This window comes from Brevundimonas phoenicis, assembly GCF_047237745.1.
In the GTDB taxonomy this organism is placed as follows: Bacteria; Pseudomonadota; Alphaproteobacteria; order Caulobacterales; family Caulobacteraceae; genus Brevundimonas.
Window position 1 is genome coordinate 1,748,206 of the sequence record NZ_JBDFLN010000001.1, and the last position, 21,148, is coordinate 1,769,353.

Consider the following 21,148-nt stretch of genomic DNA (forward strand, 5'->3'; position numbering starts at 1 on the left):
GTCCGGCCCTTGAAAGGACGGACGGAATGAAACGAGCGAGATTCACGGAAGAGCAGATCATCGGGATCCTGCGGGAGAACGAGGCCGGCGCCAAAGCGGGCGAGCTGGCGCGCAAGCACGGCGTGTCGGAGGGCACGATCTACGCCTGGAAGGCCAAGTTCGGCGGGATGAGCGTGTCGGACGCCCAGCGCCTCCGGGCCCTGGAAGACGAGAACGGAAAGCTGAAGCGCCTGCTGGCCGACGCCATGCTCGACAAAGCCGCGTTGAACGATCTGCTGTCAAAAAAGTGGTAGGGCCCGCGGCGCTGCGCCAGGCCGTCGCCCATCTGAAGGCGGCGTTCGGCGTCAGCGAGCGACGGGCCTGCTCCATCATCAAGGCGGACCGTAAGTCGGTGCGCTATCGCTCCTGCCGACAGCCGGACACGGCGCTGCGGGAGCGGCTGCGCGCCCTGGCTGTCGAGCGGCGACGGTTCGGCTATCGGCGGCTGTTCGTGCTGCTGCGGCGTGAGGGAGAACCCTCGGGCAAGAACCGGATCTACCGGCTCTATCGCGAGGAAGGCCTGACGGTGCGCAAGCGCCGCTCACGTCGTCGCGCCATGGGCACGCGCGCGCCGATCCTGGTCGAGGCCAGGCCGAACGCCCGCTGGTCGCTGGACTTTGTGCACGACCAGTTCGCCACGGGCCGCCGCTTCCGCATTCTCAACGTGGTCGACGACGTCACCCGCGAGTGCCTGGCGGCGATCCCCGACACCTCGATCTCGGGACGCCGCGTCGCGCGAGAGCTGACAGCGCTGATCGCTCGGCGGGGCCGTCCTGCCATGATCGTCAGCGACAACGGCACGGAGTTCACGTCCACCGCCATCCTGGCCTGGGCGCAGGATCATGGCGTCGACTGGCACTACATCGCGCCGGGCAAGCCGACCCAGAACGGGTTTGTGGAATCCTTCAACGGCCGGATGCGCGACGAACTGCTCAACGAGAGCCTGTTCTTCAGCCTGGATCACGCCCGCCAGAAGGTCGCCGCCTGGGCGCTGGACTACAATACCCGCCGGCCGCACTCATCGATCGGCTACCTCACCCCGGAGGCTTTTGCCGCCAGTCTGACCGCAACAGGCCGACCCGCTGCGCAGGATGAAAGCTGCGCGGCCCGGCCTGTTGCTCACCCCACGCTGCGAGGCGTAACTAACCCAAGGACTCTGGTCGCCGCTGGATGAAAACTCAGGGGCACGTCACCGTCACCACGGTTACGGCTGAAACCATAGAACTGACCAGCACGCTGTCGGTCGAGAACCTCCTGAACGAACTGCCGTCGGTCGTAGCTGGCAACATGGCGACGTCCAACAACTCGGGCGGTGAGAGCTTCGCGACCGTCGACCTGCGTGGTCTAGGTCCGAACCGCACGCTGGTTCTGGTCAACGGCGAGCGCCTGCCAGCCTCGTCGACGACTGGCGTTGTCGACCTCAACACCATTCCGACGTCGCTTGTGAACCGTGTCGAAGTTGTGACCGGCGGCGCTTCGGCCGTTTACGGTTCGGACGCCGTGGCCGGCGTCGTGAACTTTGTCCTGAAGGACAACTATGAAGGCGCTGAACTTTCGGCGACTTACGGAGCTTCCTTCGACGGCATGCAGCCGGAAGTGTCGCTCTCGGGTCTGTTCGGCGGTAATTTCGCTGATGGTCGCGGTAACCTGACCGCCTATGCCAGCTACTACAACCGTGAAGGCGTGAGCCAGGCTGATCTGCCTTATTCGGCGGTATCCGGGGCGATCGCTTATGACGCCAGCGGGCGGCCGAAGGTTGTCAATTCTGCGCAAGAATATCTGGAATATACGGCCGGCGGCGGCGGGACTTCTTTCCCCGGCGGTTCTGGCACCTCGGCGTGGGGTACGGTTTACAACGACCCGAGCAACCCCTTCAGCAGCCTGAGCTCCCTCGTGGGCGCCACTGGGAACACCAACTTCGCAGCCGGCGGATATGATCGGAACTGCGACGGCGTGCCGGATGCCGCTGCGTTCAACAGCGGCAACCTGTCGTTCGACACCAGCGGCGCTTTGACCCCCCATGCAGGCCTCGGCGCCTGCGCGGTTCCTGATCGCGCAGCGGGCTCGTCGCGTTACAACTACGGTCCGGACAACTATCTGATCCTGCCGGCCGAACGTTTCAACATCACGACGATCGGTCATTACGACATCACCGACACGCTGCGTCTGGATCTCCAGCTGAACTATGCCAACACTTGGCAGGAAGTTTCGCTGGCCCCCACGCCTGCCACCGGTCTGACCGTCAACCTGACGCCGGCGATGCGGTCGCTGATTCAGACCAACCACGCCGATCTGTGGGCTGCTCTGCAGAGCCGTGCTGATCCCGACGCACCGTTCACCATGGATCGCCGTACCAACGAAGTCGGCGCCCGCTTCGGTGAAACGAAGAACAGTTCGCTGGCTATGCTGGCGACGCTCAGCGGCGACTTCGGCGACTCAGGTTGGGACTGGAGCCTGACCACGAGCTACGGCAAGAACCAGTTGCAAGATCTTGGCCGGAACAGCGTCAATAAGACCGCTATCCGCCAAGGTCTGGCAGGGTGCCAGGATCCAATATCGGGCGCTCCTCTGGGCATTAACGCCTTGCCGGGCTGCGTGCCGCTGGACATCTTTGGCGAAGGCACTCTGACGCAGGAGATGGTGGACTTCCTTACGGTCCCGACTTTCGCAACGACTGACATTGAAGAATCCCGCATTGCGGGCTTTGCTCGCGGCGATCTGCTGACGTTGCCTGCTGGCCCGCTGGCGGCGGTCTTCGGCTTCGAGTGGCGTGAAAGCCGTGCGGAGTTCCGCGTCGACAACGAGCAGCGGACGGGCAACATCTACGGCTTCAACGCCATCCAGGATCAGGGCGGCTCGATCAGCGTTTCGGAACTGTACGGCGAAATCTCGCTGCCGCTGCTTCGTGACCTGCCGGGCGCCAAGTATCTGGGTATGGACTTTGGCTATCGCTATTCGGACTACTCGTCAGTCGGTGGTCTCGATACCTACAAGATCGGTCTGGAGTATCAGCCGCTGGATTGGCTGAAGTTCCGCTCGGTGTTCAACTCGGCGGTTCGTGCGCCCAGCGTCTTCGAACTGTACCAGAACGGCGACCAGGGTTTCCCCAGCGCGATCGACCCCTGTATGGTGCAGGGCGGCTCGGCGCCTTCGAGCGCTGTGGCGGCCTTCTGCGCTCAGCAAGCGCCAGGCATCGACTTCACCACGGGCTTGACTCAGAACAATACCCAGGTTGAAGCCTTTGCGTTCGGTAACCCGAACCTGAAGCCTGAATCTGCTGAGACGCTGACTTTCGGCGTGGTGTTCCAGCCTGACTTCTTCCCGGTTGGAAACTTCCGGGCGACGGTTGACTACTATGATATCGAAATCACCGATATCATTGCATCGCTGGGCGCCACCTATTGGATCGACGAGTGCTATGACGATCTCAGCCTGACATCGGAAGCATGCCAGCGCGTCATTCGTGATCAGGTCACGGGTCAGATCGATTACGTGAACACGACGCGCACCAACGGCGGCTTCTATCGCACCAAGGGCATCGACACTCAGATCGACTGGTCGGTCGATATGGAGGAGTTTGGCCTGCCGGGTCGTTTGCGCGTCAATGAGCTGTTCACCTACGTCGATGAACTGAACTTCGACGGTGATGACACGGTTGGCTATGGCTACTCGGCCATCGGCGGCGCCAACTTCGACTGGAAGTCTGTCCTGTCGATCACCTACGACATTGCGGATTGGACGATCTTCGGCCGCTGGAGCTACACTCCGTCGCTGAAGGATCCGATCTTCACCAATGAAGTGGATGGTGTCACCGAGTACGACATGCCGGAGGCGAGCTACTTCGATCTGTCAGCACGGTGGAACGTTACGGATAACTTCCAGCTGACGGCCTTCATCGGCAACGTGTTTGACGAAACCGCACCGCAGACGCCGATCGGCGCCTACAACGGTCAGGCGAACACCGACACCCAACTGTACTATCCGGGTCTGCTGGGACGTATGTTCTCGATCTCGGCTCGCGCTCGCTTCTAAACTCAGAAGCTGGTCGACAATGGGAGGCGGCGAACCTTGGTTCGCCGCCTTTCTTTTTGTCGATTGAATCGCCAGGAGCGACTGCAGGTAGGGAAGGGCGCGTGCAACTCAAGCCGACCATGTTTGGCGGCGAGCGAACTTCCGGACATGCGGAGCACGTCCTTGGAAAAATTGGATGTCGGAAAAACAAGAAAGGGCGGTGCGCCACTCCCTCATTCCTGAGAAGGAGTGGCGCGAGTGACGGGGCTCGAACCCGCGACCTCCGGCGTGACAGGCCGGCACTCTAACCAACTGAGCTACACCCGCGTTTCTCTCCCCGCGAGGAGGAGAGGAGGGGCGAATACGGTTCGTCGCGCTTTCGGTCAAGCGCATTGTGGCGCTTTTGCTAAAAAATCTGCGAATTCAGACTCTAGCGGCCGCAATCCAGGCCGTCGGCGTCGGGTGGAGCCGCGCCGCCGGCGCCGAGCGCCTTCTGCATGAAGACGACATCGCGCCAGCCGTCGAACTTCCACCCGGCGTCGCGGAAGGCGCCGACATGGGCGAAGCCCGCCGCTTCATGCAGGGCGATGGAGCCGGTGTTGGCGCTGTCGCCGATCACCGCCACCATCTGACGCATTCCCAGGGCCTCGCAGGCGCTGAGCAGGGCGTCCAGAAGCGCCTTGCCGACGCCCCGTCCGCGAAACGTCTCTGCGACGTAGATCGAATCCTCGACCATGAAGCGATAGGCCGCACGCAGGCGATAGGGGGCGGCATAGGCGTAGCCCGCGACCGCTCCATCGATCTCGGCGACCAGGACAGGCAGGCCAAGCGCAGCGGGCGCGGCCAGCCGAGCGCGCATCTCGTCGGCTGAGGGGACGTCCAGTTCGAATGTCCCCGTGCCGTGCAGCACGCTGTCGGCGTAGATGGCCGTCACGGCCGCCAGGTCGGCTTCCGCGAACGGCCGGACGATCACGCCTTCTCCCAGCCCTTCTCGACCGCCCAGACGGCGAAGGCGTAGTCGTGGGCGATGTCCTTCAGATAGTCGAAGCGGCCCGATGAGGCGAAGTGACCCGCCTCCATATTGATCTTGAGCAGCACCGGCTTGCCGGAGGTCGAAGCCGGTCGCAGCTTGGCCACCCACTTCTCCGGCTCCCAATAGGTGACACGCGGATCGGAAAGACCGCCGGTCGCCAGCAGGGCCGGATAGGGCTTGGATTCGATCTGGTCGTAGGGGCTGTAGCTCAGCATGTAGTCGTAGGCGGCCGCGTCCTCCAGCGGATTGCCCCATTCGGGCCATTCCGGCGGCGTCAGGGGCAGGCTGGTGTCGCTCATGGTGTTGATGACGTCGACGAAGGGCACGCCGCCGATCACGCCGGCCCACAAGTCCGGCCGCATATTGGTGATGGCGCCCATCAGCAGGCCGCCCGCCGAGCGGCCCTCGGCGACGATGTTGCCGGCCTTGGTGTAATTCTGCGCGATCAGGTGGTCAGCGGCGGCGATGAAGTCGGTGAAGGTGTTCTTCTTGGTGAAGCGCCGGGCGGTCAGGAACCAGTTCCAGCCCTTGTCCGAACCGCCGCGGATGTGGGCGATGGCGTAGATGAAGCCGCGATCGACTAGCGACAGTCGGTTGGTCGCGAAACTGGCCGCCATCGGGATGCCGTAGGAGCCGTAGCCGTAGAGCAGCAGGGGCGCCGAGCCGTCGACCGGCGCGTCCTTGCGGCGCAGCACCGTCACCGGCACCAGTTCACCGTCCGAGGCCGGGGCGTTCAGGCGTTCGACCACATAGTCCGCCGGGTTATGGCCCGAGGGAATTTCCTGAACCTTGCGCAGGGTGCGTTCGCGCGTCTTTAGGTCATAGTCATAGGTCGAGGTCGGCGTGGACGGCGAGTTGTAGCCATAGCGCATGACTGTGGTGTCGAACTCCGACGCGCCGCCCAGCGACAGGGCGTAGGCGGGCTCGTCCACGGCGATCTCATGCTCGGCGCCGGCGCGGTCGCGAATAACGATCTTCGTATTGGCGTCGGCGCGCTCCTGACGGCCCAGATAGTCCTTCACCAGGGCCACGCCCTCGATGAAGCGACCCGGCGTGTGGGCGATCAGGTCTTTCCAGTTCGCCTTGGCGGGGGTCGCGGTGGGCGCTTCGACGACCTTGAAGTCGATGGCGTCGTCGGCGTTGGTGCGGATCACCCAGCGGTCGCCCCAGTGGTCCAGGTCATACAGGCGGCCGACATGGCGCGGCTCGGCCACCACGGGCGCGGCCGTGGGGTTGGAAGCCGGGATGATGCGGCTTTCCGAGGTTTCCTGGTTGCCGATGGAGATGACGATGAAGGCGTCGTCGGCGGTGCGGCCGATGCCCTGGAACATGCCCTCGTCGGTTTCTTCATTGACCAGGGCGGTTTCGCCGCCGCGCGCCGGGCGACGGAAGATCTTGTCCGGGCGGCCGTTGTCGTCGCGGTTGGTCCAGAAGATCCACTGGCTGTCGGGTGAGAAGGTGAAGTTGGCGCTGGCAGATTCGATCGGGTTGGGCAGCACCTCGCCGGTGGCCAGATCCTTCACATAGATCTTGTAGACTTCGGACCCTTGAGCGTCCTCGGCATAGCCGAACAGGGCGTGGTCGGGGCTGTGTTCGGTCGCAGAGACTTCCGAATAGGCTTTGCCCTCGGCCAGCTTGTTGCAGTCCAGAAGGATGACCTCGCCATCGGTCTTGCCGCGCGGGCGACGGCAATAGAGCGGGTGTTGGTCGCCGGTGTTGTAGCGGACATAGTATTCCCACGGCCCGTCGGCGGCGGGGACGGAGCTGTCGTCCTCCTTGATGCGGCCCTTCATCTCCTCGAACATCTGCGCCTGAAGCGGCAAGGTCGAGGCCATCATGGCCTCGCGATAGGCGTTCTCGGCGGTCAGATGTTCCTTGACGTCGGCCTTGATCAGCGACGGGTCGCGCAGCACGGCCTGCCAGTTGTCGTCCTTCATCCACTGATAGTCGTCGACGCGGACGCGGCCCAGCTGTTCGATGCGGACGGGGACTTTCTTGGCGACGGGCGGCGTGGGTTTGGACATCGAGGCTCCGGTACTCTGGCGGGCAAGGGCGGGGGAGGCGGCCAAGCCGACGGCGGCGGTCGAGGCGATCAGTTCACGGCGGTTCATGGCGTGGGCTTCCCCCTGGAATATGATTTGAGCCGGACCTTGTGCCCGGCGACGCTCGGCGTCAAATGGCGTCATGATCATTCAGGATCTTCCGCCCGAACAACCCGCCGTCGTCGCCGCCCCGCCGCCCGAATGGGATCTGACGGTCGGCGTCATCAACGCCACCGTGCAACTGGATCAGGCCCTCAACGGCGGCCAGAGGAAGGTCGGCACTGGCTTTCTGATCGCCGCGCCTCGGCCTGACGGCGCGCCGCGCGTGGTGCTGGTGACGGCGCGGCACGTGCTGGACGTAATGCCTGGCAATGAGGCGCGGATCGGCTGGCGCACGGCGGAGGCGGACGGCGCCTGGAAGTTCACGCCGGGAACCCTGGCGATCCGCGACGCAGACGGCGCGCCGTTGTGGACCGCGCACCCGGAACGTGACGTGGCGGTGATGGAGATTACGGCGCCGCCCGCCTTCGCCCAGGCGGCCATCCCTGCGGGATGGTTGGCTGACGCTGAGGCCTTCGATCGCTGGCGCATGGGGCCGGGGGACGAACTGCTGGCGCTGGGCTATCCGCATGGGCTGTCGGCCAATCGGGCGGGCTTTCCGATCCTGCGCCTAGGTCGGATCAGCTCCTGGCCGCTGACGCCGATCCGGCACTTCCCGATCTTCCTGCTCGACTTCGTGGTCGCCCAGGGCAATTCCGGCGGCCCGGTCTTCTGGACGCCCGCTGCGCGCCGCGTGCCTGGGGCGCCCGTGCCGGAACATCCCTTCATAGCGGGAGTGCTGGTTCAGGAAGTGCAGGGCGGCGGCGAAGGCATGGACCTGGGCGTCGTCGCCCACGCCCAATATGTGCGCGAGGCCATCGCCCTGCTGGATCAGTCCGCCGCCGCGCCGGAAACGCAGTCGAACGCTGCGCAGTAGCGGCGGCGCATCTCGTTCCTGATCAGGGCCGGGTCTTCCGGGCTAGCCTGTGTGACTTGAGCGTACCAGACATCCCATCCGATCGGCTTCTTGGTCGGCAGATAGTCCAGGCCGTGTCGAGCCAGGACGCGAGCGACCCCTGCAGCGTGCCAAGCCTTTTCGGCTTCAAGGTCGGGGTATAGCTCGGCCATCCAGGCGCGGAGAAGCGCCGCCTTTTCGGGCGGCATTTCGTTGACTTTCCAGTCGCGGATCGAGCGTTCGGCCGCAGAGCGGCTGCCGCCATAGAAGCTGTCGGTAAAAGCTTGGGCGACCCGGATATGTTCTAGGCCTGGTTCGGGGCCCTCCCACGGTTGGCGCAGCGGTTCGTCGCCTTCCGTCAGGATGTCGAAGGGCAGTTCGATCATGAAAGGGACGCCCGTGGGCTGGGCGACACGCCCTCGGAACACGATCGCCAGCGCTGCTTCCTGGAAACCCATGTCGGCGGGTCTGGCGGACATGGCGGCGCATCGGGTCAAGGCGCCGTCTTCGTTATTGACGCATTCGAGGGTGACGGTTCCGTTGACCCGCAAGTCCTTGGCCAGGGCCGGATAATCATGGCGTTCGACGACAGGGCGCGTCTCCCACAGAACAGGCTCCGTCAGTAGGGCCAGACTCGCTAGAAGCGTCATCATGTTCAGATTTTCCGTGGGTTCTCAGGGGGTGACGCCAGCCGTCGGCCCGCAGTCATAACGGGCGCAGTAGCGGCGACGTAGTTCGATCATCGGCTCGCGAGGATAAATATCGCGTCCGGCCTCTCGCAACTGGGGAGCCCAGGCTTCGCTCCAGTCATCCGGTTGCTTGGACGGCAAGGCGTCCAACTCGCGAAGGGCCAGGACCCGCGCCATCACCAGGCTCTGTCTTTGGCGCTCTGTCTCCAGGTTTCCGAACAGTTCGGCGATCCAGCCTTCGGTCGTGCGGCGCATCTCGAGCGGCATCTGGTCCAGCCGCCAATGACGTCTCAGGCGAACGACAGGCTCGACGCTGCGTCGGGCGAAACGGCGGCCGCCTTCCATTTGCGCGGCGTTAGGCGTCGGCCCGGACCAGGGCGTCGGCCCCTCCGTGTTGAATGGCGGAACGTTGAAGGGCACGCGCACCGTGAACTCGCGTTTCTCGGGCGAGGCGTCGGGCGCGGCGGGCGTTAGCCTTGCGCGTTCGATGATGCGGACAGCCGCTTCGGCGAAGCCCAGCCCGTCCGGGCGCGCGCGCATGGCGGTGCAGGCGTTCGGCAGTCCTTCTGACGTCACCAGGCAGTTCACCTCGACCCAGCCGCCGATGTTCAGGGCAGCGGCGAAGGGTGGGAAATCCTCAGGTGTCGGAACAGGGCGCGTGATCCAGGCGACCGGCTCTTGCGTTTTCGCGAAAGAGGCTCCGCTGAAAAAAGCAGCCAAGATAAAACTGGCAGCGCCAATCGCTCGATTCATACGAAACGCCTCCCGCGCCTAGGTGGCACGGGAGGCGCTTTACGCTCAAGCCATAGAACGATGATCAGCCCGCCAGGGCTTCGACGCTCATCCGCTGTAGCAGGTCGCCGCCCTGGCCGACGGCGGCCAGACGGCTGGAGACGTGGCCCAGGACGTTAGCGGCGTAGACTTCATAGAGGTCCAGCTTGCCTTGCAGCCAGGCGGCGTCGCCGTCATTGGCGTCCAGTTTCGCCTTCGCCGCCAGGGCGCCCTTGGCCAGCATCCAGCCGCCGACCACGTCGCCCATCAGCTTCAGATAGGCGTCGGCGCCCGACAGCACGTCGGCCGCGCGAGCGGCATCCGACTTGGCGTCCAGCAGCCACAGGGTGGCGTCTTCCACCGCCTCGATGGCGGTGGCGAAACGCTCGACCGGCTTGCCGGTATAGAGACGATCGATCTGGGCTAGCGTCGTCTTCATCTCGGCGATCAGGGCCTTGGCCGACTCGCCACCGTCCATCGACAGCTTGCGGCCCACCAGATCCATCGCCTGAATGCCGTTGGTGCCTTCATAGATCGGGGTGATGCGGGCGTCGCGATAGTATTGGGCGGCGCCGGTCTCCTCGATGAATCCCATGCCGCCGTGGACTTGAACGCCCAGCGAGGCGACCTCGCAGCCGACGTCGGTGGACCAGGCCTTGGCGATCGGGGTGAACAAGTCTTCGCGACCCTTCCAGACCTTGCGCTCTTCCTCCGTGGCGGCGTGGCGAGCCAGGTCGGCTGCGACGCCGGTCGACAGGCAGATGGCGCGGGCGGCGGCGACCTTGGCCTTCATCACCGACAGCATGCGGCGCACGTCAGGGTGGTCGAAGATCGGGGCGTCCTTCTCGCCGGTCCACACGCTGCGGCCCTGACGGCGTTCCAGCGCATAGGCCAGGGCGTGCTGATAGGCGCGCTCGGCGACGCCGACGCCCTCGACGCCGACGGCCAGACGGGCGGCGTTCATCATGACGAACATATGGGCCAGGCCCTGGTTCGGCTGACCGACCAGTTCGGCGCGGGCGCCCTCATAGCTCATGACGCAGGTGGGCGAGGCGTGGATGCCCAGCTTGTGCTCGACGCCGACCGGGCGGAAGGCGTTGCGCTCGCCCAGCGAACCGTCGGCGTTGACCGCGAACTTGGGGGTCAGGAACAGGCTGATGCCCTTGGGCCCGGCAGGCGCGTCGGGCAGGCGGGCCAGCACCAGATGGACGATGTTGTCCGTGGCGTCGTGATCGCCCCAGGTGATGAAGATCTTCTGGCCGGTCAGGGCGTAGGTTCCGTCGCCGTTGGGAACCGCCGTCGCCGTCAGGGCGCCCAGGTCGGACCCGGCGTGCGGTTCGGTCAGCACCATGGCGCCGGTCCATTCGCCTGACACCAGCTTGGGTAGATAGGTGGCCTTCTGGTGTTCGTTGCCGACCTGCTCCAGCGCCTCGATCGAGGCCAGCGACAGCATGGGGCACAGACCGAAGGCCATGTTGGCGGCGTGGACGGTCTCATAGGCCGCCAGCTCCAGCGCCTTGGGCAGGGCCTGTCCGCCGGCCTCGACCGAGGCGGTCAGGCTGGTCCAGCCGCCCGCCGCGAACTGCTGATAGGCGTCGGCGAAACCGGGCGCGGCCGTCACGGCGCCGTTGGCGTATTTGGCGCCCGCCAGATCGCCGGGGCGGTTCAGCGGGGCCAGAACCTCTTCGGAAAACTGACCGGCGGCGTCCAGCACGGCCGAGGCGACATCGGCGTCGTAATCGGGAAAGGCGCCGGTCGCCGCCACCTGGCCGATCCCGGCCACGGCGTCGAGGGCGAAGGCGATGTCACGAACGGGGGCGCGGTAGCTCATCGGTTATCCTCAGAAAGACGTTGCGCTTCTGTCGACCGCCACGCCCTTGGGCGCAAGCCTACTTGGACTTTGGTCGAGATTCCGCGCACTGTGGCCCCCTGTTTGAATGGCTGACGCCGCGTAAGGAAAGAGCGACCGTGCCCGCCGACCGACCCGCCAGGGGCGACAGCCCCGAAATCGCCGCCGAGGCGCTGAAAACGGGACGTCTGGTCATCCTGCCGACCGAGACGGTCTATGGTCTGGCGGCCGACGCCTCCAACCCGCAGGCGGTGGCGCGAATCTTCGAGGCCAAGGGACGGCCGCGCTTCAATCCCCTGATCGCCCACGTCGCCAACGCCGTGGACGCCGAGGCGATCGCCGTGTTCGACGCCAGGGCGCGCGCGCTGGCCGAGGCCTTCTGGCCGGGGCCGCTGACCATTGTGGCGCCGGTGCGCGACCGCGAGCGGGTGTGTGATCTGGCGCGGGCGGGGCTGGACAGCGTGGCCGTGCGCGTGCCGGGCCATCCGCGCGCGAGGGCGGTCATCGGCGCCTTTGGCGGGCCGGTCGTGGCACCGTCGGCCAACCGTTCGGGGCGGCCCAGTCCGACGACCTTCGCCGACGCTATGGAAGAGACGGGCCATGCAGTAGGCGCGGCGGTCGATGGCGGCCCTTGCGCTGTGGGAGTCGAGAGCACCGTCGTCTCGGTGCTGGACGGTCAGATCGCCTTGCTGCGTCCCGGCTCCGTCACGCGCGAAGAGCTTGAGGCTGTGGCCGGGCCGCTGACCGAAGGCGGGCAGGGGCATCGCTCGCCCGGCCGTCTGGCCCTGCACTATGCGCCCGATGCGCCGGTGCGGATTGAGGCGGACGAGGCGAAGGACGACGAAATCCTGCTGGGCTTCGGCGCAGGCGTCGGCGATCCGCGTTGGAGCCTCAGCCCGAGCGGCGACCTGCGTGAGGCGGCGGCCAACCTGTTTCGCCTGCTGCGTGAGGCGGATCGCACAAAGCCTGCCGGTATCGCGGTGTCGTCCATTCCGGCCAAGGGGCTGGGCGAGGCGATCAACGACCGCCTGCGCCGCGCGGCCGGGTTCGTGGGATAAACCTTATCCGTCACCCTCGGGCTTGTCCCGAGGGCCCATGATGCCGACAAGCTCAGCGGAATGTGTTTTGCTTAAGCGTCACATCATCACAGGCGCAGCATGATTAAACATGGCCCCCCGGGACAAGCCCGAGGGTGACGAGGATATGGAGTCGGAACGAGGCTAGAGAAACCGCGCCTTCACGTCCACGCTGGACGCCTTGCCGACCTTGGGCAGGCAGCTTTCAAGCCATATCTCGGCCGCTGTCCGGCCGTGCTGCTTCAGCTTGTTCAGATAGCGCCATTCCGTATCGAATTTGGAATGAAGCGACTCATCGCCTAGCCATTCGTCGGCCTCGATGACGTGGATGCGGATGCCGCGCCGACGGTCTTCGCCGGGCTTCAGCTTGCCCTCGGCGATCAGATCCTGAACGAAGGCGACGGCCCGTAGCTCGGCGACCAGAGGCGCGTTGAAAACGATCTCGTTCAAGCGGTCGTTGATGTCGCCAGCCTCGCGCGGCGCTTCGTCACGCTGGAACGGGTTGAGCGGCAGCAGCAGGATATCGTCCGGCGTGTCCATATAGAACAGCGGCCACAGCGCCGGATTGGCCAGGTAGCCGCCGTCCCAATAGGGCTCGCCCTCGATCTCGACCGCCTGAAACAGCTGGGGCAGGCAGGCCGAAGCCAACAGCACCTCGGGCGCCATTTCCGCGGACTTGAAGATGCGCGAACGGCCCGCGCGCACCGCCGTCGTCGAGACGAACATCTGAATAGAAGAGGCGCGCAGGGCCTCAAAGTCCACCGCCGTCTCCAGCACCCGGCGCAACGGGTTCAGGTTGAATGGGTTGAAGGAATAGGGGCTCATCGACAGGGCCAGGGTCTGCCCCGCCTGCCACATCGGCGTGCCCTTCAGCCAGTCGGGCGTCAGGGCCTTGGACCAGACAGAGCTGTCGCCGAAGACGTTGCGCCCGCCGGACTGGTTCACCTCGCGCCACAGGGTGTCCAGCGCCTCGCGTCCGCCCTCGGCGCCGCCGCGTTCCAGCCCTGTGATCAAGGCGGCGGCGTTCATCGCTCCGGCTGAAGCGGCCGTGACAGCGCGCACGTCCAGCACATCGGCTTCCAGCAGTCGATCCAGCACGCCCCATTGAAATGCGCCGTGGGCTCCGCCGCCCTGTAAGGCCAGACAGACGGGTTTGCGCTTTGCCGCCATCAAACTCTCCGTCGTTCGGCCTCTGCGGCCAAGGTGAAACCTATTGGGCCGTCCAGCCGCCGTCGACGGAGAAGTTGGCGCCGTTGGCCGAGGCGCCGAGATCAGACGCCAGATAGAGGAAGATGCCCGCCAGTTCGTCGGTCGTGACGAAACGCTTGGTCGGCTGCGAGCCCAAGATGACGTTCTTCATCACGTCTTCTTCGCTCATGTTGCGGGTGCGGGCCTGATCCTGAATCTGCTTGGCGACGATCGGAGTCTCGACGAAGCCGGGGCAGATGGCGTTGCAGGTGATGTTGTCCTGCGCCAGTTCCAGCGCCACCGTCTTGGTGAAGCCGATCACGCCGTGCTTGGCCGCGACATAGGCCGACTTGAACGGGCTGGCGACCAGACCGTGAGCCGAGGCGATGTTGATGATCCGGCCGCGGCCCTGCGCCTTCATGATCGGGATCGCCGCCTTGGTGGCGTAGAAGGTCGAGGACAGGTTGATGGCGATGATCTTTTCCCAGGCGTCGGCGGGGAAGTTCTCGACCGCTTCGACGTGCTGGATGCCGGCGTTGTTGACCAGGATGTCCAGGCGGCCCAGTTCGCGCTGCGTTGTGGCGATCATGTCCTCGATCTGATCCGGCTGGGTCATGTCGGCCGGGTGATAGAGGACGCGCACGCCGGTCTCGGCGGCCAGATCGGCGCGCGTCTTTTCGATCGCGTCGGCGTCGCCCAGGCCGTTCAGCACCACATCGCCGCCGCACAGGGCGACCGCCCGTGCAAACGCCAGTCCGATGCCCGAGGTCGAGCCGGTGACGACCGCGACGCGGCCCTTGAGATCGTTCATCGCGAACATGACAGAAAGAACCCGTGGCTGATGATGCTGCAATGCAACCTAACCGCAGTCGTTCAATCTGGCGATCAGGATTTTCCTTCCCTGATGAATATCCAGTCCGTGTCCGTCGATAGGCTCTTGTCGAAGCGGTAGCCGTCTCGATCGAAGGCCTTCAGGTCTTCGACTTTTTCGAGCCGGTTCTCGATGGCGTAGCGGGCCATGCCGCCGCGCGCCTTCTTGGCGTAGAAGGAGATGATGCGGGCCTCGCCGTCCTTCTTCTCCTTGAAGTGCGGGGTCACGATCGGCAGCTTCAGCGCCCTGGCGTCGACCGCGCCGAAATACTCATGGCTGGCCAGGTTCACCAGGGTTTGGTCGGACAGCTTTTCGGCGTCTTCGTTCAGGCGCAGCGAGATGCGCTCGCCCCAGAAATCATAGAGGGTGGCGCCGCGCTTGGTCTTCAACCGGATGCCCATCTCCAGCCGATAAGGCTGAATCGCATCCAGCGGCCGCAGCAGGCCGTAGAAGCCCGAGAGAATACGCAGGTGGTCCTGAGCCCACGTCAGGTCGTCGGTCGATAGGGTACGGGCCGACAGCCCTTCATAGACGTCGCCGGCGAAGGCGAAGACAGCCTGCAGCGCGCCCTCCGGCGTTTCGTTGTCGAAGGCCTGGAAACGTTGATAGTTCAACTCGGCCAGGGCGTCGGAGATCGACATCAGGCGGCGCAGGTCCGCACGGCTCAGCCCTCGCGTCACCTTGGCCAATTCGGCGGTTTCATCGGCGCATCGCCGTGGCGTCACGGGGGCGTCGGTGGCGGGCGGGTTGAAGTCCAGCTTTTTGGCCGGGGACAGGACGATCAACAAGACGATCGACTCCCTATGCGTCTCAAGAGCGGGCCTCATAGGCCGCTTCGATGACGTTTTGAACCGCCTGAAACGTCACATACGGTCGCAAGTCATCAGAAGAGGACCGCCGGATTCATGATCCTCTGCGGGTCGATGGCCTTACGGATCGCCTGCATGGTCGCGATTTCCAAGGGGGTTTTATAGCGCCGCGCTTCGTCTGTTTTCAGCCGTCCCAGACCGTGTTCAGCCGAAATCGAGCCGTCGTAACGGGCCACAACATCGTGGATGACCTCTGATCCCTCCATCCAGCGCGCGATGAAGGCGGCGACGTCCTCGCCCACGCCGGGGATCACATCATAGTGAAGATTGCCGTCACCCACGTGGCCGAAGACCGACACGCGGCAACTCGGATGGAAGCGCTCGACCGCCGCCGTGGCCTCGTCGATGAAGTCGGCGATTCGCGATACGGGAACCGAGACGTCGTGCTTCCAGCCGCCGCCTTCCGGCTTGAGGGCGGCGGAATGCTCTTCGCGCAGACGCCAGAATTCAGCCTTCTGGGCGTCGTTCTGGGCGATGGCGGCGTCGACGATCAGGCCTTCCTCGAAGGCGGCGGTCAGCAGGCGCTCCATCGCCGCCTCGGCGCCGTCCGGCTCGCCCGATGCCAGCTCGATCAGCACATACCAGGGCGGCGTGGATTCCAGCGGTTCGCGCGTGTCGGGAATGTTCTTCAGCACCAGGCTCATGCCCAGCCGCTTCATCAGCTCGAAAGCCTCGACCCCGCCGCCGGTCTCGGCCTTGGCGCGAGCCAGCAGCACCACGGCGTCGTGGTGACTTTCCAACCCGACGATGGCGGTGGCGCGGCTGCGCATGATGGGGAATAGCTTCAGCGTCGCGGCGGTGATGACGCCCAGAGTGCCCTCGGCGCCGATGAACATCTGCTTCAGGTCATAGCCGGTGTTGTCCTTGCGCAGGCGCTTCAGGCCGTTGAACACTTGACCGTCCGGCATGACCGTCTCGATGCCCAGCACCAGATCGCGCATCATGCCGTAGCGCAGGACGGCGGTGCCGCCCGCATTGGTCGAGATGACGCCGCCGATGGTGGCCGAGCCTTCAGCCGCGAGGCTGAGGGGGAAGAAGCGGTCCTTCTCCTTCGCCAGTTCCTGCGCCTCCAGCAGGGTCACGCCCGCCTCGACCGTCATGGCGTCGTCCAGCGGCGTCACGTCGCGCACCGTCCGCAGCTTGCGCGTGGACAGCAGAACCTCGCCATAAGGGATCTGGCCGCCGACCAGTCCGGTGCCGCCGCCCTGAGTCACCACGGCCACGCCGTGACGGGCGCAGATTTCGACGGCGCGGGCGACTTCCTCGGTCGTGCGCGGTTGCAGCAGCAGCGGCGTTTCGCCGGTCCAACGGCCGCGCCACTCGGTCAGCCAGGGCGCCATCTCGGCGGCGTCTTGCGTCCAAGCGCCGGGCAGGGCGTCCTTGAGTTCAGCGAGGGATTTTGGCGTCGGGAGGGTCATATCGGCCTTGTGGCAAAAGGCGCGCCGTGGTGGAAGCGCAAAACCTTGCCTTCTGGCGGTCAATTCAAGGGCAAAACATGATTCCGACGCCGGCCGTGGGCGTAGTGTGCCTGAAAGGCGACGAAGTGCTGCTGATCCGGCGCGGCACGCCGCCGCGTGTGGGCGAGTGGAGCCTGCCCGGCGGGCGTCTGGAGCCGGGCGAACGCCTGGCCGACGCCGCCCTGCGCGAACTGCGCGAGGAGACGGGCGCCGAGGCCGAGTTGATCGGCCTGATCGACGTGGTGGACGGGCTTTTTCCTGAGGCGGGGCGGCACTATGTCCTGATCGACTATGCGGCGGTCTGGACGTCGGGCGCGGTCGTGGCGGGCGATGACGCCGCCGATGCAGGCTTTTTCCCGTTCGAGACGGCTCTGGCCATGGTCGATTGGGATGAGACGCGACGCATCATTCGTATGGCGCGGCGAATGGCTGACGCGGATGTCATGCTGACGGAACCGGATTCTGTGGCGTGACGCACCCTGGGCGGCTAAGCTCCTTCTCCAACCGGAGGGCCTTATGAATTTTTCGCTGATTTTCTTTGTGATGTTCGCAGTCTTTGCGATCATCTTCCTGTTCAGCGTGATCAAGATCGTGCCGCAAGGCCGTGAATTCACGGTGGAACGGTTCGGCAAGTACACCAAGACCCTGACTCCAGGCATCCACATCCTGACCCCGTTCGTCGAGCGCGTGGGCCACCGCATGAACATGATGGAGCAGGTGCTGGACGTCCCGACCCAGGAGGTCATCACCAAGGACAACGCCATGGTGAAGGTCGACGGCATCGTCTTCATCCAGGTGATGGACGCCGCTCGCGCCGCCTATCGCGTCGATAACCTGCCTTACGCCATCGCCCAGTTGTGCATGACCAACCTGCGGACCGTGGTCGGCTCAATGGAACTGGACGAGGTGCTGTCGCAGCGCGACGCCATCAACACGCGCCTGCTGCACGTCATCGACGCCGCGACCGAGCCGTGGGGCATCAAGGCCAACCGTATCGAGATCAAGGATCTGACGCCGCCGGTGGACATCACCAACGCCATGGCCCGTCAGATGAAGGCTGAGCGCGAGCGCCGCGCCGTCATCACCGAGGCGGACGGCGAGAAGCAGGCCGCCATCGCCCGCGCCGAGGGCGCCAAGCAGGCGGCGATCCTGGAAGCTGAAGGCCGTAAGGAAGCCGCCTTCCGCGACGCCGAGGCCCGAGAGCGCGAAGCCGAGGCCGAGGCCAAGGCCACCGCCATGGTGTCGGAGGCCATCGCTCGCGGCGACGTCAACGCCATCAACTACTTCGTGGCCCAGAAGTATGTGGAGGCCTTCGCCGAGCTGGCCCGCAGCCCGCAACAGAAGACGGTCATCGTGCCGTCGGAAATGGGCGCCCTGGTCGGCACCATCGCCGGGGTCGGCGAACTGGTCGGCCTGGCCAAGGAGCAGCAACAGGGCCGCACGGACGCGCGTCAGGCCGCGCCGCGCGCCGCGCCGCGCCGTTCAGGCGGCTCTGTGCCGACAACGGAGTAAGCCATGGACTGGTTCGTCTCCCTCTACGCCGCCCAGCCGTTCTGGCTTTGGCTGGCGGTTGGCGTGGTGCTGCTGGGGATAGAGGCGGCGGCCTCGACCGAATGGCTGCTGTGGCCGGCGGTGTCGGCGGGGCTGACGGCCCTGCTGTCCGCCCTGGCGCCGCAACTGGGCCTACCGGTCGAGATCGGCGTCTTCGCGGCGCTGACGGTGGCCTCGACCATTCTGTCGCGTCGCCTGATCAAGCGGGTGAACCCTGAGGATCAGCCCGACATCAATGATCGCGACATTCGTCTGGTCGGTGAACGCGCTCGGGTGGTCGAAGCCTTTGTCGGCGGGCGCGGCCGGGTTTTCGTGTCGGGATCGGAATGGCCCGCCGAAATCGAGGGCGCGTCGCCGCTGGCGGGCGAGAGCGTCGTCATCGAATCGGTGTCGGGCCCCTTGCTGAAGGTGCGGGCGCTTTAGCGTCCGCGCATCTCCGCCACGCCGCGATTGGCCAGGCCGTCGGCCCGCTCGTTCAGGGCGTGACCGGCGTGGCCTTTCACCCAGTGCCATTTGACCTCGTGGCGGTTGCGGGCCTCGTCCAGGCGCCGCCACAGGTCTTCATTCTTCACCGGCTTCTTGTCTGCGGTCTTCCAGCCGCGCGCTTTCCAGCCGCGCATCCATTCGGTCACGCCCTGCATGACGTATTTGCTGTCGGTGTGCAGATCGACGCGGCAAGGGCGTTTCAGCGCCTCCAGCGCCATGATCGCCGCCATCATTTCCATGCGGTTGTTGGTCGTCAGGGGCTCGCCGCCCCAGAGTTCCTTCTCGTGACCTCCGCCGGTTTGCAGGATCGCCCCCCAGCCGCCGGGGCCGGGATTGCCCTTGCAGGCGCCGTCGGTGTGGATGATGACGTGATCGTTGAGACTCATGGCCGCGATGCGTACAGCGTCCCTTGGCGCGTCGCCATCACTCAGCCTATATGACGCACAACAATCAGTCGGTGGGGCCGCGTCTCGGTGAGTCCCCTTGAGGAGGTATCGCCATGGGCTCCATGAGCATCTGGCATTGGGCCATCGTCGTCGTCGTCGTGCTGGTCCTGTTCGGCGGCCGCGGCAAGCTGTCCGGCATCATGGGCGACGCCGCCAAGGGCATTCGCGCCTTCAAGGACGGCCTGAAGGACGACACGGGCGCCAAGGACAAGGAAGCTCCGGGCGCCTTGCCGCGCACGGACGCCGAAAAAGAAGAACTGAACCGCTGATCCTCGCCGGAAGACGCTGAATCATGGGTGGTCTTGGCCCCGGAATCGGCGGGTTCGAAATCCTTGTCATCGGTCTGGTGGCCCTGCTTGTCGTAGGGCCCAAGGACTTGCCTATGCTCATGCGCAAGGTCGGCCAGTTCGTCGGCAAGGCGCGCGGCATGGCCAATGAGTTCCGCGCCAGCTTCGACGAGATGGCGCGCCAGTCCGAGCTGGACGACCTTCGCAAGGAGGTCGAGGCGTTGCGGTCGGGGCAGGGGATGTACGCCCTGGGCGCGGATGCGGACGAGGCCTTCAAGGACATCCGCAAGGAGCTGGAGGCGCCGATTGAGGCGCCGGCCTCCACGGTGCCTGTTGAGCCCGCGCCTGAAGCGCTTGCTCAGACTGTGGCCACGGGCGTTGACGAATGGCCGGATATGGCGCCGGCCGTCGCCGTTGCGCCTGAACCTGAGACGAAACCAGCCGCCAAGCCGCGAGCCAGGAAAGCGAGCGCCGCTTCTTCTGCCGATGGGGCGCTGAAGCCCAAGGCGCGCAAGCCGGCCGCAAAACCTGCTGCGAAGTCTGCGACGAAAGCCGACGCCTCTCGCCCCACGGTCGCGCGCACCAAGAAGGTTGATCTATGAGCCGCGCTGATCACGACGAAGCCGATATCGAGGCTTCGCGCGCGCCCCTGATGGATCACCTGATCGAGCTGCGTTCGCGGCTGATGATCTGCGTGGTCGCCTTCATCATCGCCTTCATCGGCTGTTTCGCCTTTTCAGAGACCCTCTATCTGTTCCTGGTGAAGCCCTATGTGGTCTCCGCCGCCTTCCACCAGACGGTGGGGGCCCACGGCCATGTGTCGCCGTTCAGCCTGATCCTGGGCACCGCCGGGCTGATCCCTGTGCCGGACGTGGACCACAACAGCGTACGCCTGATCTATACCGCGCCGCTGGAGATCCTGTTCACCAAGATGAAGCTGGCGGGCCTGGGCGCCGTCATCGTGGCCTTCCCGGTGCTGGCCTGGCAGCTGTACCGCTTCGTCGCGCCGGGTCTGTACCGCAACGAGAAGGGCGTCTTCCTGCCGTTCCTGATCGCGGCGCCGGTGCTGTTCCTGCTGGGCGCGGCGCTGGTCTATTACGTCATGCTGCCGTTCGTGATGTGGTTCTCCCTGAGCCAGCAGATCATCGGCGAGGGCGTGGCGGCCGAGCTGCTGCCCAAGGTGTCGGACTATCTGAACCTGGTGACGGCCCTGATCCTGGCCTTCGGCCTGTGCTTCCAATTGCCGGTCGTGATGACCCTGCTGGGGCTGGCGGGCCTGATCAACAGTCAGATGATGGCCAAGGGCCGTCGATACGCCATCGTCGCCGTGGTCGTGGTCGCCGCCGTGGTGACGCCGCCCGATCCGATCAGCCAGCTGATGCTGGCCGTGCCGATGGTCCTGCTCTACGAAGTCTCCATCTGGTGCGTCCGCATCATCGAACTGCGCCGCAAGAAGGCCGATACGGCCGACGGGCTGGCGGCTTGATCA

The 21,148-nt window shown here is 65.3% G+C and carries 20 protein-coding genes, 1 tRNA gene and 1 pseudogene; 11 read left to right on the top strand and 11 right to left on the bottom strand.

What is annotated here, in order from left to right; genetic code table 11:
- Positions 1 to 26: 26 nt before the first annotated feature.
- The 3 genes and pseudogenes from ABC419_RS16795 to ABC419_RS08645 form a co-directional block, all read left to right on the top strand.
- Positions 27 to 179 (top strand): annotated as a pseudogene (locus ABC419_RS16795) (transposase); the annotation flags it as partial.
- Positions 146 to 1,213: an IS3 family transposase gene (locus ABC419_RS08640; RefSeq protein WP_250132254.1), complete on the top strand. Its 1,068-nt coding sequence runs from the start codon at positions 146 to 148 to the stop codon at positions 1,211 to 1,213. The pseudogene ABC419_RS16795 and the gene ABC419_RS08640, both read left to right, overlap by 34 nt.
- A complete protein-coding gene (locus tag ABC419_RS08645; RefSeq protein ID WP_412877713.1) occupies positions 1,210 to 4,071 on the top strand; it encodes a TonB-dependent receptor domain-containing protein in 2,862 nt (953 codons plus the stop codon). The genes ABC419_RS08640 and ABC419_RS08645 overlap by 4 nt, the downstream gene beginning before the upstream one ends.
- A gap of 229 nt (positions 4,072 to 4,300) precedes the next feature.
- Here ABC419_RS08645 and ABC419_RS08650 read toward each other — a convergent pair.
- The 3 genes from ABC419_RS08650 to ABC419_RS08660 all read right to left on the bottom strand — a co-directional run bounded on the left by ABC419_RS08650 (position 4,301) and on the right by ABC419_RS08660 (position 7,194).
- Positions 4,301 to 4,377: transfer RNA gene (locus ABC419_RS08650), tRNA-Asp, on the bottom strand.
- Positions 4,378 to 4,480: 103 nt separating this feature from the next.
- Complete coding sequence (locus tag ABC419_RS08655; protein WP_412877712.1) at positions 4,481 to 5,023, bottom strand: GNAT family N-acetyltransferase; 543 nt, start codon at positions 5,021 to 5,023, stop codon at positions 4,481 to 4,483.
- Positions 5,020 to 7,194 (bottom strand): S9 family peptidase, encoded by a 2,175-nt coding sequence (locus tag ABC419_RS08660; protein ID WP_412878773.1) that lies wholly within the window; start codon positions 7,192 to 7,194, stop codon positions 5,020 to 5,022. The genes ABC419_RS08655 and ABC419_RS08660 overlap by 4 nt, the downstream gene beginning before the upstream one ends.
- 73 nt (positions 7,195 to 7,267) lie before the next feature.
- On the opposite strand from ABC419_RS08660, the gene ABC419_RS08665 reads away from it, so the two are divergent.
- Positions 7,268 to 8,101, top strand: a complete 834-nt coding sequence (locus ABC419_RS08665; RefSeq protein WP_412877710.1) for a trypsin-like serine peptidase — start codon at positions 7,268 to 7,270, stop codon at positions 8,099 to 8,101.
- On the opposite strand, the gene ABC419_RS08670 is transcribed toward ABC419_RS08665, so the two are convergent.
- The 3 genes from ABC419_RS08670 to ABC419_RS08680 all read right to left on the bottom strand — a co-directional run bounded on the left by ABC419_RS08670 (position 8,056) and on the right by ABC419_RS08680 (position 11,410).
- Positions 8,056 to 8,772 (bottom strand): energy transducer TonB, encoded by a 717-nt coding sequence (locus ABC419_RS08670; RefSeq protein ID WP_412877709.1) that lies wholly within the window; start codon positions 8,770 to 8,772, stop codon positions 8,056 to 8,058. The genes ABC419_RS08665 and ABC419_RS08670 overlap by 46 nt on opposite strands.
- A 21-nt stretch (positions 8,773 to 8,793) precedes the next feature.
- Positions 8,794 to 9,561, bottom strand: coding sequence for an energy transducer TonB (locus ABC419_RS08675; RefSeq protein ID WP_412878146.1), 768 nt, complete (start codon positions 9,559 to 9,561; stop codon positions 8,794 to 8,796).
- 64 nt (positions 9,562 to 9,625) lie between these two features.
- Positions 9,626 to 11,410, bottom strand: a complete 1,785-nt coding sequence (locus tag ABC419_RS08680) for an acyl-CoA dehydrogenase (protein WP_412877707.1) — start codon at positions 11,408 to 11,410, stop codon at positions 9,626 to 9,628.
- A gap of 137 nt (positions 11,411 to 11,547) precedes the next feature.
- Between ABC419_RS08680 and ABC419_RS08685 the strand changes: the two genes are divergently transcribed.
- Positions 11,548 to 12,486, top strand: a complete 939-nt coding sequence (locus ABC419_RS08685) for an L-threonylcarbamoyladenylate synthase (RefSeq protein WP_368922485.1) — start codon at positions 11,548 to 11,550, stop codon at positions 12,484 to 12,486.
- A gap of 162 nt (positions 12,487 to 12,648) precedes the next feature.
- Here the strand turns inward: ABC419_RS08685 and ABC419_RS08690 are convergent, their stop codons facing one another.
- The 4 genes from ABC419_RS08690 to ABC419_RS08705 all read right to left on the bottom strand — a co-directional run bounded on the left by ABC419_RS08690 (position 12,649) and on the right by ABC419_RS08705 (position 16,850).
- Positions 12,649 to 13,674, bottom strand: coding sequence for a patatin-like phospholipase family protein (locus ABC419_RS08690; RefSeq protein WP_412877706.1), 1,026 nt, complete (start codon positions 13,672 to 13,674; stop codon positions 12,649 to 12,651).
- Between the two features lie 40 nt (positions 13,675 to 13,714).
- Entirely contained in the window at positions 13,715 to 14,512 is a 798-nt protein-coding gene (locus ABC419_RS08695; RefSeq protein ID WP_412877705.1) for a 3-hydroxybutyrate dehydrogenase, read from the bottom strand.
- A gap of 65 nt (positions 14,513 to 14,577) precedes the next feature.
- The gene (yaaA, locus tag ABC419_RS08700; protein ID WP_200167580.1) at positions 14,578 to 15,351 is read right to left on the bottom strand and encodes a peroxide stress protein YaaA; all 774 of its coding nucleotides are present in this window, start codon (positions 15,349 to 15,351) and stop codon (positions 14,578 to 14,580) included.
- Between the two features lie 95 nt (positions 15,352 to 15,446).
- Positions 15,447 to 16,850, bottom strand: a complete 1,404-nt coding sequence (locus tag ABC419_RS08705) for an FAD-binding oxidoreductase (RefSeq protein WP_412877704.1) — start codon at positions 16,848 to 16,850, stop codon at positions 15,447 to 15,449.
- Between the two features lie 77 nt (positions 16,851 to 16,927).
- On the opposite strand from ABC419_RS08705, the gene ABC419_RS08710 reads away from it, so the two are divergent.
- The 3 genes from ABC419_RS08710 (at position 16,928) to ABC419_RS08720 (ending at position 18,863) form a co-directional block, all read left to right on the top strand.
- Positions 16,928 to 17,362 (top strand): NUDIX hydrolase, encoded by a 435-nt coding sequence (locus ABC419_RS08710; protein WP_412877703.1) that lies wholly within the window; start codon positions 16,928 to 16,930, stop codon positions 17,360 to 17,362.
- Between the two features lie 70 nt (positions 17,363 to 17,432).
- Positions 17,433 to 18,401 (top strand): SPFH domain-containing protein, encoded by a 969-nt coding sequence (locus tag ABC419_RS08715; protein WP_313045405.1) that lies wholly within the window; start codon positions 17,433 to 17,435, stop codon positions 18,399 to 18,401.
- A gap of 3 nt (positions 18,402 to 18,404) precedes the next feature.
- Entirely contained in the window at positions 18,405 to 18,863 is a 459-nt protein-coding gene (locus ABC419_RS08720) for an NfeD family protein (RefSeq protein ID WP_200167587.1), read from the top strand.
- Here the strand turns inward: ABC419_RS08720 and rnhA are convergent.
- Positions 18,860 to 19,312 carry a ribonuclease HI gene (gene rnhA, locus ABC419_RS08725; RefSeq protein WP_087139397.1) on the bottom strand — a complete coding sequence of 151 codons (453 nt, stop codon included), beginning with the start codon at positions 19,310 to 19,312 and terminating at the stop codon, positions 18,860 to 18,862. The two genes, ABC419_RS08720 and rnhA, sit on opposite strands and share 4 nt — an antisense overlap.
- A 113-nt stretch (positions 19,313 to 19,425) precedes the next feature.
- Between rnhA and ABC419_RS08730 the strand changes: the two genes are divergently transcribed.
- From ABC419_RS08730 to tatC, 3 genes are read left to right on the top strand one after another with little or no spacing between them, the layout of a single operon-like run.
- Complete coding sequence (locus tag ABC419_RS08730; protein ID WP_003164813.1) at positions 19,426 to 19,641, top strand: twin-arginine translocase TatA/TatE family subunit; 216 nt, start codon at positions 19,426 to 19,428, stop codon at positions 19,639 to 19,641.
- Between the two features lie 23 nt (positions 19,642 to 19,664).
- Positions 19,665 to 20,261 carry a Sec-independent protein translocase protein TatB gene (tatB, locus tag ABC419_RS08735; protein WP_412877702.1) on the top strand — a complete coding sequence of 199 codons (597 nt, stop codon included), beginning with the start codon at positions 19,665 to 19,667 and terminating at the stop codon, positions 20,259 to 20,261.
- Positions 20,258 to 21,145: a twin-arginine translocase subunit TatC gene (gene tatC / locus ABC419_RS08740; RefSeq protein WP_412877701.1), complete on the top strand. Its 888-nt coding sequence runs from the start codon at positions 20,258 to 20,260 to the stop codon at positions 21,143 to 21,145. The genes tatB and tatC overlap by 4 nt, the downstream gene beginning before the upstream one ends.
- The last annotated feature ends 3 nt before the right edge of the window (positions 21,146 to 21,148 follow it).